Source organism: Cellulomonas sp. P4_B5_2 (genome assembly GCF_056402235.1).
This window is the reverse complement of sequence record NZ_JBFUHU010000064.1, coordinates 1-13,062: the sequence shown is the minus strand read 5'-3', so window position 1 is coordinate 13,062 and position 13,062 is coordinate 1. Positions and strand designations below refer to the sequence as shown.

Here is a 13,062-nt window from a genome sequence, read left to right as displayed (position 1 = left end):
GCCCTGGCCGTGGCACGTCCGACCCGAGCACTCCTCACCACCCCGATCGGAGAACCCATGGCGGCCCACCGCCCCCTGCTCGCCGCCGCCACCGTCGCGCTGACGGCGTTCCTCGCGGTCTGCGCCGCCCCGGCCGCCCTCGCGGACGACACCGCTGCGGCTTGGGCGGTCACGCCGGCGGGCGCGGCCGGCGCCGCCGACGGTCGGACCAGGTTCGAGCTCGCTGCGGCGGCGGGGGAGACCGTCGAGGAGCACGTGCTCATCACGAACTCCTCGACGGTCGAGCGCGAGTTCGCGGTGTACGGGGCCGACGGGTTCAACACGCCGTCCGGCGGCTACGACCTCTCACCGGCAGCCCAACCGCCGACCGACCTGGGCGCGTGGGTGAGTGTCGCGAGCCCGACGGTCACGATCCCGCCGCTGGCGACCGCGTCCCTCGCGTTCACGGTGGCGGTCCCAGCCGGGGCCTCGCCCGGCGACCACCCCGGCGGGATCGTCGTCTCACCCGTCCAGACGCAGGTCACCAGCGCCGGGGTGCTCGTCGACACGCGGGTGGCGGTCAGGCTCAACCTCCGGGTGGCCGGAGAGCTGGCCCCTGCGCTCGAGGTGCGGGAGGTCAGCGGCACGTTCGACGCATCCCTCGTGCCGTTCGCCTCGGCGCCGATGACCGTCACCTACGAGGTGGTCAACACCGGCAACGTCAAGGTGGTCGGCGTCCCGCGCGTCCGGGTGACCGGACCGTTCGGTCGGACGCTGGCGTCGCTCGATGCCGAGCAGACCCGGGAGGTCATGCCAGGCGACTCCTTCACGGTCGTCTCGATTCTCGAGGGCGTCGAGCCGCTCGGGGTGTCCACCGCGGTCGTGGACGTCGACATGGCCGCAGCGCCGGGGCCGGACACCGAGATCCCGCTCGTCTCCAGCACGGCGCGGACCACCGTGCTGAGCGTCTCGTGGACGGGGCTGGCCCTCGTCGCACTCCTCGCCGCGACCGTCTGGTACCTCGTGCGCCGGACGCGCCGCCGGCGCCGGGAGGGTGCCGAGCACTGGGAGCGGATGGTTGCCGAGACGCGCCACGAGATCGAGACCGCGTCCGCGCGGGGCACCCGTGCCCTCGGCGCCGGACTGGTCCTGCTGGCCGTCCTGGCGCTGACCGCCGCGGCCGCGATCAGCAGCGCCCCTCCGGCCCTCGCGGCGGGTTCGGACGACGGCTCGCTCACGCTGACCGTGCCCCCCGGCACGACAGGGAGACCGCCAGTCTTCGTGGGGTCGCCGGGCTCCGGGACGAGCAGCTCCGCAGGGCCACGCCGTCCGTCCTCCTCGTCCGCAGCCCCGACGTCGGCTGCGCCCGACCCCGTCGACGGGGCGGACGTGATTCCGGCCGTCGACGTCGTCGCCGACCCCGGGACCCCGCCGSACCTCGTGTGGACCGCGGGCGCACGTCGCTGGACACCGGTGCAGTGGACCCTGCTCGGCCTCGGCGCTGCCGGGGCCCTCGCCGCGCTGGCGCTCGCCGCCCGCGCCATCGCACGCGCCAACGGCGCGGGAGGAGTCTCGTGAGCAACCACCAGTCCGACTCCACGGTCGTCCTCTCGCCCGTGCCCGCCGGACGTCCCAGCTCGATCGGCCTGCTCGCCGCGGCGCCGGTCCACGAGCTCCCCCCGTCCCTCGCCCCGAGCCGGCTCGCGGAGCTGCGCGCCCAGTCGATCTCGGCGTGGTTCGGCAAGCACCAGGTCCTCGACCGGGTATCGCTGACCATGCCCGCGGGCATCGTCACCGCGCTGATCGGCCCGTCGGGCTGCGGCAAGTCCACGTTCCTGCGGATCCTCAACCGCATGCACGAGCTGGTGCCGTCCGCCGCTCTCGCCGGTGAGGTCCTGCTCGACGGACAGGACATCTACGACCCGTCGCGGCGGCTGACCCAGGCCCGTCGGGACATCGGCATGGTGTTCCAGAAGCCGAACCCGTTCCCGGCGATGAGCATCAAGGAGAACGTCCTCGCCGGCCTCAAGCTCACGGGCGTGCGCGCGTCGAGCTCGGACAAGGACCAGCTCGTCGAGGAGTCGCTGACCAAGGCGGGTCTCTGGCGCGAGGTCCGTGACCGTCTCGGAGCACCGGGTGGCGGGCTGTCGGGCGGCCAGCAGCAGCGGCTCTGCATCGCGCGGTCCCTCGCCGTCCGGCCGCGGGTTCTGCTCATGGACGAGCCGTGCTCGGCGCTCGACCCGACGTCGACCCGCGTCATCGAGGAGACGATGACGGAGCTCGCGCGGGAGGTGACGATCGTGATCGTCACGCACAACATGCAGCAGGCCGCCCGGGTCTCGCAGCAGTGCGCGTTCTTCCTCGCCTCGCAGGGCACGCCTGGAGTCATCGTCGAGCACGGCGACACGCAGGCCATGTTCCAGTCGCCGCAGGACGAGCGCACGGCCGCCTACGTCGGTGGGCGCTTCGGGTGAGTGCCCGAGTGTTCGTCTCCCTGCAACCGAGCTCCGGCCAGACGTCCGCTGTGAGTTCACGGGAGCGCGGCACGATCGGGCTCTGCATGGAGGAGGGATCATGACTGTGCGTGTCGAGCGGGACCGCGGCAGCTACTCGTGGGTGTCGGTGTCCGATCCCGTCTACGTCGTGGAGTTCTGGACGAACGGTGGCGACGTCGAGACGTGGCGCGTGCTGGACGCCGAGGACATCGACGATGTCACCGACTGGGCACACAGCCACCAGCGCGGCCGCCTGCTGTCCGTGAGCGTCGAGCACCAGGACGAGTACGGGACGTCGGTTCTCCGCCTGCTCGGTCCGTCGACCGCCGTCCGGGGGGCGATCCGTTCGGCGTGACGCCGACACGCTGAGGACGTGCCACCTCCCGGTCGCGGCGTGCCGCGTACGACCCAGAGGTCCGTCCGGCGTCCAGGGTGTACGGACGTCAGACAGAAGTCATGCACTCGTCCAGAATGCCCATGCTGCCGAGACGATGGAAGCCCTCCGTTCGGGCTGAGTTCACAACTCATGGACGACTCTGGGCCGGGGCACTTGGCGACTGCCGAGACTCCCCGCGCGTATCCCGCAGCAGAGGCCCATCGGTCCAATGGTCTGGCAGCGCAGTTCATCTTGCTGGGCTATCGTCCGGCGCATGAGCAAGCCGTTGGATGTTGAGTGCCCCCGGTGCCAAGCCGCACCGGGAAAGTCATGCCGCACGGCCGACCGCGTGAAGCGTGACCCTCACCGCCGGCGGCGCGAGGCCGCGGACCGCAAGAAGTAGGTCGCGCCCGAGCCTGAGAGATCCGCCATAGCTCCGCGCCCACCACATCAAGGCACATCGGAACAAGCGAGCGCACGCCCGGTTGCACGCTGCCGGGCTGGGCCGGGCGTGGTGCGTTGCGGAGTGGTCATCATGGAATGTCGCGATCGCCGCACCCGGCCGGTCTGTCAGGAGGACCCGATGGACTCCACGTTCGACCTCGACCGCATAGAGCCTGACGCCGAGGACAATCTGCGCGAGTACATCGACCGGCTCGTAGCCGAGGGCTACAGCGTCGCCGGCGGCGAGGGTGCGGATCCCGTGCTCATCGACCCGGGCGGCGCAGCGGTCGAGACGTGGCGCGAGGACTACCCCTACGGCGAGCTCATGGACCGCGAGGAGTACGAGGAGGCGAAGTACCGCCTGCAGATCGAGCTCCTCAAGCTGCAGTACTGGGCGGAGGACAACGGCGAGCGGCACATCATCGTGTTCGAAGGCCGCGACGCGGCTGGCAAGGGCGGAACGATCAAGCGGTTCGTCGAGCACCTGAACCCGCGTGCAGCACGTGTGGTCGCGCTCACCATGCCCACCACCACCGAGCAGGGTCAGTGGTACTTCCAGCGCTACGTCCAGCACTTCCCCACGCAGGGCGAGATCGTGCTGTTCGACCGGTCCTGGTACAACCGCGCCGGCGTCGAGCGAGTGATGGGGTTCTGCTCCGACAACGAGTACGCGGAGTTCATGCGCCAGGCTCCCGACTTCGAGAGGCTCATCGTCGACGCCGGCACGCACCTGACGAAGTTCTGGTTCTCGGTCACCCGCCGCGAGCAGCGCACCCGGTTCGCGATCCGTCAGATCGATCCCGTACGTCGCTGGAAGCTGTCACCGATGGACCTCGAGTCACTCGGCCGCTGGGAGTCCTACTCAGCCGCGAAGGAGGCGATGTTCGCCGGGACGGACACCGATCACGCGCCGTGGATCATGATCCGGAGCAACGACAAGAAGCGCGCCCGGCTCAACGCCATGCGCTACTTCCTGAGTCAGTTCTCGTACGACGGGAAGAACGAGGACGTCGTCGGCGAGGTCGACCCGTTGATCGTGCAGCGCGCCCGCAACACGGTTGGCGACTGAACCGCCTGTCTAGCGAACCGTGGGCACCGGTGTCCGTCGTCTGAACACAGACCGGGGTGGGATGAGGGGATCGACGTCGACAAGCGCGGGCCGTGATCAGGCGGCCGCTACTCCGAGAGAGTCGAGCAGGCGGAGGACCCTGCGTTCGATCTCGTCGCGGACTGCCCGCACGTCAGCGAGCCCGAGCGACATGGGATCGGCCAAGTTCCATTCCTCGTAGCGCTTGCCGGGGAAGATCGGGCAGGCGTCACCGCAGCCCATGGTGATGACGACGTCGGCAGCTCGGACGATCTCGTCGGTCCAGGGCTTGGGGTACTCGCGGGCGATGTCGATGCCGCGTTCGGCCATGACGGCGACGGCGCCGGGTTCGATCGCGTCGCCGGGCTGGGAGCCGCCCGACCACCCGACGATCGAGTCGCCCGCGTGGTGCTGGAGGAATCCGAGCGCCATCTGAGAGCGACCGGCGTTGTGCACGCAGAGGAACAGGACGACGGGCCGACCGTCGTGGCTCTTGCCCTCGACCTTGGCCAAGGCGTGCAGGCGTTGGCGGGCGAAGCGCTCGGCGAGCAGCGGCAGATAGTTCGCAATGGTGGCTCGCCCGGCGAACTCGTCGTATGACGAGGTCAGGAACCGGTCGATGGTCTCGACGCCGAAGACGCCCTGGAAGTCCGTCGCCAGTCGCGCGGCGGCGGTCAGCAGGGCGTGCCGCTGGTCGATGCGGAGGTTGGGACGCTCGTGCGCGGTCATGGTGTCGTCTCCTTCGACGGTGTCAGGCGGGGGCGAGGCGCGGAGCGAGGTCGTCGACCCGACGGGCGATCTCCTCGAGTGCGGCGTCGAACGCCGCGTCCTCGTTGGCGGCGACCGGGTCGGGAACCGACCAGTGCAGGTCCGCGACACCGCTCATCTCCTCGTGCGCGTTGTCGCACACGGTCACCACGAGGTCGCCGTCGCGGTGCACGTCGCCGAACAGGCGTGGCTTCGCGTCGCGCAGGGGCAGGTGGTGGCGGGCGGCTGCGGCCAGCGCACCGGGCGCCACCGTTGCGGCGGGGTGCGTGCCTGCGGACGCCGCGGTGATCCGGCTTGTCCTGTGCCACAGGGCGGCGGCCAGGTGGGAGCGTGCGGAGTTCGCGGTGCAGACGAACAGCACGCGACGCGGGCGGGGCACCGTCCGACCCGAGGGGATGATCGCCGCGTCGGGCGTCAGGTGCAGGTACGTCCTGCGCCGGTCACCCTCCGAGCGGCGCCGGGAGACGAGTCCGTGCTCGACGAGCACCCCCACGTGGTGCGCGACGAGGTTGGACGCCATCCCGAGCTCGGCGGAGAGCTCCGAGGGGGAGTGATCGCCGAGCGAGAGCAGCTCGACGACGGCCAGCCGACCGGGGTCGGCCAGAACGGCGTGCCGTGCTGCGCGCCGCTCGATCTCCATCTGCCACTCAGTGTTCATTGAGTCAATATTGACTGAGTTATCCCTGCCGGGTCAAGATGYCGCCGTGACCCGAGCCGAGCAACCCGTTCCCACATCCCTGCCCCGCCGCCTGGCGGCCGAGCTTGTCGGCAGCCTGCTGCTGGTGGCCGTGGTGGTCGGATCGGGGATCATGGCCACCGCGCTGAGCGCCGACGTCGGCATCCAGCTTCTGGCGAACTCGACCACGACCGTGCTCGGGCTGGCGGTGCTGATCGTGGTGTTCGGCCCGGTTTCCGGGGCGCACTTCAACCCGGTCGTGACGAGCGCCGAGTGGGTGCTGTCGCGGGGGAGTGCGGAGCGGCGCCCGCCGCTCGAGGTCGCCGGCTACGTGCTCGCGCAGTGCGCGGGAGGCGTCGCGGGTGCCCTGCTCGCCGACGCCATGTTCGAGGTCGCCCCGGCGATCTCCACGACCGAGCGGACCGGCGGTGGGCTCCTGGTGGGTGAGGTCGTCGCGACGGCCGGGCTCGTGCTGGTGATCTTCGCCCTGGTGCGCAGCAGTCGACCCGCTCTCGTGCCGGCCGCCGTCGCCGCCTGGATCGGGGCCGCGTACTGGTTCACCTCCTCGACCTCGTTCGCGAACCCTGCCGTCACCGTCGGACGGATGTTCTCCGACACCTTCGCCGGCATCGCACCCGGCTCTGTGCCGCCGTTCCTGCTCGCCCAGGTGGTCGGTGCCGCCGTCGGCGTCGTCGCGGTGGTCGTGCTCTACCCCGCACGTTCGCCACGGGATCTCCCGGCGGAGCAGGTCCTGCCCGTCGTCGTGCACTGACGAGGAAGGCACACCATGCACCTGGTCGTGGTCGGTGGCAGTGACGCAGGCATCAGCGCCGCCCTGCGCGCCCGCGAGCTCGACGAGACCACCGAGGTCACCGTCGTCGTCGCCGACGCCTACCCCAACTACTCCATCTGCGGCATCCCGTACTACGTCTCGGGCGAGGTCACGCACTGGCGCAACCTTGCCCACCGCACCCGCGAGGACCTCGAAGCCACGGGGATGCGACTGCGCCTGGAGACCCGCGCGACGGGAATCGACGTCCCCGCACGCCGTCTGCGCGTCCGCGACGGCGACGGCGAGGCGTGGCTCGGCTACGACGCCCTCGTCGTCGGAACGGGCGCCGTACCCGTGCGCCCGCCGATCGACGGGCTCGACGACCTCGGTCCGCAGGACGGCGTCCACCTGCTGCACACGATGGGGGACACCTTCGACCTGGTCGCCACGCTGGACCGTGCCGGACCGCGGCGCGCGCTGATCGTGGGAGCCGGCTACGTCGGCCTGGAGATGGCCGAGGGACTCACCACGCGAGGGATCGAGGTCACGCAGGTCGAGCGCCTCCCCGAGGTCCTGCCGACCGTGGACGCCGAGCTCGGCGCCCTCGTGCGCGCCGAGCTGGTGCGCCACGGCGTCGACGTCCACACCGGCACCACTGTCACAAGGATCGCCCGGCGCGACGACGGGCTCCACGTGGACGCGCAGGATGCCGATGGTGAGCCGGTCTCGTGGGACGTCGACCTGGTGCTGGTCGTCGCGGGCGTCCGTCCCGACGCGGACCTCCTCGTCGCGGCGGGCGCCTCCACCGGGCCTGCGGGGGCGGTCGACGTCGGACCGGACATGCGCACGAACCTCGACGCCGTGTGGGCGGCGGGCGACTGCGTGATTACCCACCACCGGCTCCTCGGCCGCACGTACCTCCCTCTCGGGACCACCGCCCACAAACAGGGACGGGTCGCAGGGGAGAACGCCCTCGGCGGGTCCGCCCGCTATGCCGGAAGTCTGGGCACCCAGGTGGTGAAGGTGTTCGACCTGGTTGCAGCCCGCACCGGACTGCGCGACCGCGACGCCGCCGAGGCCGGTCATGTGACCCTGACGACGCAATCCACCCCCGACGACCACAAGCGGTACTACCCCGGAGCGCAACCGATCTTTATCCGCGTCACCGGCGACGCCACCACCGGTCGGCTGCTCGGCGCCCAGCTCGTCGGTGGGCTGACCACGCAGACCGCCAAGCGCGTCGACACGTTCGCCGCCGCGCTCTTCCACGAGATGAGCGTCGAGGCCGTCAGCGAGCTCGACCTGTCCTACACGCCACCCCTCGGCTCGCCGTGGGACGCCGTCCAGATGGCCACACAGGACTGGGTCCGTCGTCACCGATCCACGGGAGCATCCGCATGACCACGATCCTGTTCGTCTGCGTCCACAACGCCGGCCGGTCCCAGCTCGCGGCCGGTCTGGCGGCCGCGAGCGCCGACTCCGACGTCACCGTGATCTCCGCCGGCACCGACCCCGACGCCGCAGTGAGCGCGACCGTGCTCGCCTCCCTGGCCGAGGTCGGGATCGACCGCAGCAGTGAGGTTCCGCGGCTCCTGACGGCTGATCTCGCCGCGCAGGCGGACGTGATCGTCGCGCTCAAGCCCGGCCTCGACCTGCCAACCCACGGACGGGTCGAGGTCTGGCCCCTTCCCGACCCGGCCACCTGGGACGTCGACGGCATCCGCCCGTTGCGAAACCACATCAACGACATGATCACGGACCTACTCGAGCGCGAGCGTGCTGTGCCTTGATTCCGAGGTTGTGCCCGCGCGCGTGCCCGTCCGCGGCGGCCTCGCCGGCGCCCGCCGCGTCTTCACAGAACGGATCGAACGTGCGGCTTCTCCCTGACCGTCCGCGACGCACGGGCTCCGACGCAGCGAACCCGAGAGAACCCACCCGTGGTCGTTTCGTTGCGCGTCGTCGAGCACATGCTCGTGACGGTGCCGGATCGAGCGCAAACTCGACTGTGAGAAGGCGAGGATGCTCGGTTGCTCCCCGCCGGAGAGGGACTCAGTCCTCGCTGAGGGGTCGCGCAGCGTGCATTGGACAGGAGTTGGACACTCTAGGCGGCGGCTTGGCGGGTGCGTCCTTGCTGGTCAGAGGCACGAGCTGCGTGACTTGAAGCCCATGCCGTGCAAGGGGTTCAAGTGTCGAGGCTCTGACCGGAGTCCAGCCATCGCTCTGACGGGCCGCGGCGCCGTCACATCCGGCCGACACGATGGCCGTCTCTCGCACAGGCTGATGCCCTTGCAGGACGCGTTCCCGGTCACGGCGTCCGGGTGGCGATCCATGGGCCGGTGCCCTCGGATGCGTCGACGATGCCGTCCTCGACCCACCGCAGCCGGCCGGCCATCACGGCGCCGGCCAGCCGGTCGTCGGACGCGGCGGTGGAGCCGCGGAGGCTCCGGAACAGCCCCTCGACCCGGAGGCGGGACTGGGCGCAGAAGGCGTCGGCGAGCTCGATCGCGTTGCGGCCGACGGCTGGGTCTTCGTGGCGCATCGCGGTCGCCCGGGTGCACACGGCGGACATGGCGAACAGTTCGGCGCCGATGTCGACGATGTGACCCAGCAGCACCTGCTTGCGGTCGAGGCGGGCCTGGTAGCGGGCCATCGCGTAGAAGGTGTGCCGTGCCAGCGAGCGGGACGACCGCTCGATGAAGCGCACGTGGCGGGCCAGCGCACCGAAGTTGCCGTAGGCGCTGGGCCTGGAGCCTTGCCCGGTCAGCAAGGTTGGGAACCAGCGGGCGTAGAAGCGGCTGGCGCCGACGGCTGCGCGTGTCTTGGCGCCGAGGGACGCGTCGCGGGACGCGAGGTCGCCCGCGGCGGCCAGGTGGGTGTCCACGGCCTCGCGGGCGATCAGCAGGCGCATGATCTCCGACGAGCCTTCGAAGATGCGGTTGATCCGCATGTCCCGAAGCAGCTGCTCGGCGGGGACCGCCCGCTCACCCCGCGCCGCCAGCGAGTCGGCGGTCTCGTACCCGCGCCCGCCGCGGATCTGCACCAACTCGTCGGCCACGCGGTAGCCCATCTCGCTGGCCCACAGCTTGGCCAGGGCCGCCTCGATGCGCACATCCTTCTGGCCGGCGTCGGCCAGCCGCGCGGACAGATCGCACACCGACTCCAGCGCGAACGTCGTGGCAGCGATAAAGGCCAGCTTGGACCCGATCGCCTCGTGCTCGCCCACCGGCCGGCCCCACTGCACCCGCTCGGCAGACCACTGCCGTGCTATGGACAGCGCCCACTTGCTGCCGCCGGCGCAGATCGCCGGGATCGACAGGCGGCCGGTGTTGAGGGTGGTCAGCGCGATCTTCAAACCCTCGCCCTCGCGTCCTAGCCGGTTGGCCGCCGGCACCCGCACCTGCCGGAACCGGGTGACGCCGTTCTCCATCCCGCGCAGCCCCATGAACCGGTTGCGGTGCTCGATGGTGATCCCCGGGGTGGAGGCTTCGACAACGAATGCACTGATGCCGCCGCGCTCGTTGTCGTGCGGCGGGACGACGGCCATGACCACCAGCAGCTCGGCGATCGGACCGTTGGTGGTCCACAGCTTCACGCCGTCCAGCAGGTACGCCGTCCCGTCGTCCATCGGGTTGGCGGTGGTGCCGAGCCGGGCGGGGTCCGACCCGACGTCGGGCTCCGTGAGCAGGAACGCGGAGATCGCGCCCGCGGCGCAGCGCGGCAGGAACGCCTGCTTCTGCTCGGGGCTGCCGAACAGGTGCACGGGTTCGGGCACACCGATCGACTGGTGCGCAGACAGCAGCGCGGCCAGACTCGGGTGGACCGTGCTGACCAGCATCAAGGACCTGCAGTAGTCGACGAGCGACAGTCCCAGGCCGCCGTACCGCTGCGGGATCTTCATGCCGAACGCGCCGACGCGCCGCAGCGCGTCGATCACCTCATCGGGGACCTGGTCCTCGCGCTCGATCGCCAGGCCGTCGATGGTCCTGCACACCTCGAGCAACGCCTGGCGGAACACCGCCCCGCGCGCCGCGGCGTCCGGGTCGGACGCCGGGTAGGGGTGGATGAGCCCGACGTCGAATGCGCCGAGGTACAGCCCCTTGGCGAAGCTCGGTCGGGTCCACTGCCGCTCCCGGGCCGCCTCGGCGACCTCACGAGCCTTCCGCTCACCGGCGGTGGGGGTCTGGTCTACGGCGACGCTGCTCATGACGAGCCTCCTCAGCGGGACCCGCACCGAACGGGCCAGCCGCTCGATGTCGATGCTACCGACCGGTCGCGCGGGTGCGCTCCCTGCGGACGGCGGGCCCTCCGGTGCGACGTCGTACCCGAGCCGCGTGTCGCATGTGAGCTGCCGGCGCCTTCCTCCTGCTCACGTTGGGAGGAGCAGGGCACCTCCCGGGAGAGGAGGGCACCTCGGTTGGCGGTCGGCGAGAGGTGAGCGGCCGCGGTGGACAATTCATGGGATCTTTCCTGCGCTCTCGGGACCGCGGGTACTGGGCCATGCCCACACTTCCCGCATCCGCGTCCCTGCCCACCGGTTTGACCCCGTCGAGCACTACCTCCGCCCCATGGAGGCCCTCACCATCACCACCAGCCGCGACCTCGGCCTGTGAGCGCCTCGAGTCAAGGACGGCCGCCGTCAGCTCAGCGGGGTCTGCCGCACACCGAGCACCTCTGACCCCGGGTGCACCCGTTCGGTGCGTTCATGTTCTCGCCTGGCGCCGGGAGGTCAGGGACTCGGCATGCCCGTGGGCCTTCCGCAGGACTCCGATCGTGAGCAGGGCGAGCGGTGCGTTGACCAACCCTGGTGCACCGACCCACAGGGACTGGGTGGACGCTGCGTAGGCACCCCAGATCACCGCGTTCAGGAACAGCAAGACCTGCGAGGTCATGGACACCCCGCGGAGTCGGTCCGGGTCACCCCGGCTGTGCCAGACCACCAAGGCCTGGGGCCACCAGAGCACCAGGGAGACCACCGAGCCAGTGAGGCCGGCGATCGCGGCGAACGTGTTCACGGCGGGCCTCCGCCTTGCCCCGATCCCCAGCGCGGTTCGCAGCTCGGGGCAGCGTCGGCCGCTGCGGCATCGGGCTCGTCGACCCGGCTCGAGGCGGCCGCGGAGGCCGGCAGTGCTGTCCTCGTTGATGACTCCATGGGGTCCTCCAACGCTTTGCCTCGCTCCACGGTCGTGGCGCGGCGCGTCCTGCCGCATCGGGAGAATCACGTAGAACTGCGGAAGGTGGCATGGGTCATCTGTCGAACCTGGCACGCGGATCTGCGAGCGACCTGAGGTGATGGAGCGATCACCGGATTCGTGGTCCGACGGGCCGGCACGTGTCAGGCGAGCCCGTTCTCGAACGCGAACGCGGCGGCGGCTGTCCGGGATGTGACACTCAGCTTCGTGTAGATGTTCGACAGGTGCCGTGCGACAGTCTTGTCGCTCAGCACGAGCGCGGCGGCGATCTCGGCGTTGCTGCGGCCGGTCGCCACCAGCCGGAGCACCTCGACCTCGCGTTCGGTCAGTCCCGCGGGACGACTCGTTTGCATCAGCTGGAGCACGTCGCGTTCCGCCGGAGCCGCCCCGAGACCCTGGAACACGCGGCGCGCCTGGCCGAGCTCGGCGACAGCCGAGTCGCCGTCGCCCAGATCCCACAGTGCACGTCCGAGGAGCACCTGGCAGCGTGCGGCGTCGTACGGGGCGTCGAGCGAGCGCCACAGGGACGCCGCGCTGCGAGCCTCCAGGGCGGCCGCACCGGGATCTCCGGCGCTGAGCAGGCAGCTCGCTCGTGCCTGGTGCCCGGCGGCCGACAGTGCCGCGCACCTGAAGGACTCGGCGATCGCGGCCAGCTCGTCGGCGACGGCCCGCGCCTCCTTGACCTCACCGGTCGCGAGCAGAACCTCGACCGAGCCGGCGAGCAGCTGGGAGCGGTGGACCGGGTCCCGCGGCTCGGCCAGCAGGCGGTGGACGGCGTTGGTCGCGGCCGCGGTGCGGCCCCGCGCGAGCCACAGCAGCGCCAGGCCCGGCTGGGACTCGTAGCCGAAGCCGGTCGCCCGTTCGTAGTCCGTCTCGGCCGCGTCCAGGTCGCCGCAGATGCGATGCAGGTTGCCAGCCTCGGCCAGTGCCAGTCCCGCGGGCCACGGGGTCCCGGAATCGAGGTACGTGCGCGTAGCGCGGTCGAACTCCTCGAGCGCCGCACGGAAGGCGCCACGAATCGCCATGATCTGCCCGCGGTGGATCGCGCACTGACCCGTAAAGGGAACCAGGCCGGGCTGTTCCTCGATCCACCGGGTCAGGGCGGCGGTCCACTCCGCGGCGCGCCCGTAGTCGGAGACCTCCTGGCACGCCTCGATGAGCGAGCAGTACACGTGGCCCGCGGCGATAGGGGAGACCTCACCCATCGAGATGCCGATCATCGCCTCGTCCAGCAGCGACATGCCCTCCGGCACGCGACCTGCGTACATCAGCATCC

13 protein-coding genes are annotated in these 13,062 nt (G+C 70.9%); 8 read left to right on the top strand and 5 right to left on the bottom strand.

Annotated elements, in window-relative coordinates:
• The 5 genes from AC1DUQ_RS06615 to ppk2 all read left to right on the top strand — a co-directional run.
• A partial coding sequence (locus tag AC1DUQ_RS06615; RefSeq protein ID WP_477073529.1) for a hypothetical protein occupies positions 1-1,557 on the top strand: 1,557 nt, incomplete at its 5' end.
• Between the two features lie 131 nt (positions 1,558-1,688).
• On the top strand, positions 1,689-2,453 hold the full coding sequence (locus tag AC1DUQ_RS06610) for a phosphate ABC transporter ATP-binding protein (protein ID WP_246280558.1): 765 nt from the start codon (positions 1,689-1,691) through the stop codon (positions 2,451-2,453).
• Between the two features lie 100 nt (positions 2,454-2,553).
• The gene (locus AC1DUQ_RS06605) at positions 2,554-2,829 is read left to right on the top strand and encodes a hypothetical protein (RefSeq protein ID WP_477062319.1); all 276 of its coding nucleotides are present in this window, start codon (positions 2,554-2,556) and stop codon (positions 2,827-2,829) included.
• 250 nt (positions 2,830-3,079) lie between these two features.
• Positions 3,080-3,253 carry a zinc finger domain-containing protein gene (locus AC1DUQ_RS06600; RefSeq protein WP_477073528.1) on the top strand — a complete coding sequence of 58 codons (174 nt, stop codon included), beginning with the start codon at positions 3,080-3,082 and terminating at the stop codon, positions 3,251-3,253.
• A 180-nt stretch (positions 3,254-3,433) separates the two neighbouring features.
• A complete protein-coding gene (gene ppk2, locus AC1DUQ_RS06595) occupies positions 3,434-4,363 on the top strand; it encodes a polyphosphate kinase 2 (protein WP_477062321.1) in 930 nt (309 codons plus the stop codon).
• 96 nt (positions 4,364-4,459) lie between these two features.
• Here the strand turns inward: ppk2 and AC1DUQ_RS06590 are convergent, their stop codons facing one another.
• Together AC1DUQ_RS06590 and AC1DUQ_RS06585 are read right to left on the bottom strand one after the other, a co-directional pair.
• Positions 4,460-5,110 (bottom strand): arsenate reductase ArsC, encoded by a 651-nt coding sequence (locus AC1DUQ_RS06590; RefSeq protein ID WP_477062322.1) that lies wholly within the window; start codon positions 5,108-5,110, stop codon positions 4,460-4,462.
• A gap of 22 nt (positions 5,111-5,132) precedes the next feature.
• A complete protein-coding gene (locus AC1DUQ_RS06585) occupies positions 5,133-5,807 on the bottom strand; it encodes an arsenate reductase/protein-tyrosine-phosphatase family protein (protein ID WP_477062323.1) in 675 nt (224 codons plus the stop codon).
• 46 nt (positions 5,808-5,853) lie between these two features.
• Between AC1DUQ_RS06585 and AC1DUQ_RS06580 the strand changes: the two genes are divergently transcribed.
• The 3 genes from AC1DUQ_RS06580 to AC1DUQ_RS06570 are packed head-to-tail and all read left to right on the top strand — an operon-like array spanning position 5,854 to position 8,387.
• A complete protein-coding gene (locus AC1DUQ_RS06580; protein WP_477062324.1) occupies positions 5,854-6,597 on the top strand; it encodes an aquaporin in 744 nt (247 codons plus the stop codon).
• 15 nt (positions 6,598-6,612) lie between these two features.
• Positions 6,613-7,998, top strand: coding sequence for an FAD-dependent oxidoreductase (locus AC1DUQ_RS06575; protein ID WP_477062325.1), 1,386 nt, complete (start codon positions 6,613-6,615; stop codon positions 7,996-7,998).
• The gene (locus AC1DUQ_RS06570; protein ID WP_477062326.1) at positions 7,995-8,387 is read left to right on the top strand and encodes an arsenate-mycothiol transferase ArsC; all 393 of its coding nucleotides are present in this window, start codon (positions 7,995-7,997) and stop codon (positions 8,385-8,387) included. Before AC1DUQ_RS06575 ends, AC1DUQ_RS06570 begins: the two co-directional genes overlap by 4 nt.
• Before the next feature lie 515 nt (positions 8,388-8,902).
• Here AC1DUQ_RS06570 and AC1DUQ_RS06565 read toward each other — a convergent pair.
• The 3 genes from AC1DUQ_RS06565 to AC1DUQ_RS06555 form a co-directional block, all read right to left on the bottom strand.
• The gene (locus tag AC1DUQ_RS06565) at positions 8,903-10,801 is read right to left on the bottom strand and encodes an acyl-CoA dehydrogenase family protein (protein ID WP_477062327.1); all 1,899 of its coding nucleotides are present in this window, start codon (positions 10,799-10,801) and stop codon (positions 8,903-8,905) included.
• 496 nt (positions 10,802-11,297) lie between these two features.
• Positions 11,298-11,609: a hypothetical protein gene (locus AC1DUQ_RS06560; protein ID WP_477062328.1), complete on the bottom strand. Its 312-nt coding sequence runs from the start codon at positions 11,607-11,609 to the stop codon at positions 11,298-11,300.
• 320 nt (positions 11,610-11,929) lie between these two features.
• On the bottom strand, positions 11,930-13,062 hold a 1,133-nt coding region (locus AC1DUQ_RS06555), incomplete at its 5' end, for a LuxR C-terminal-related transcriptional regulator (RefSeq protein WP_477073527.1).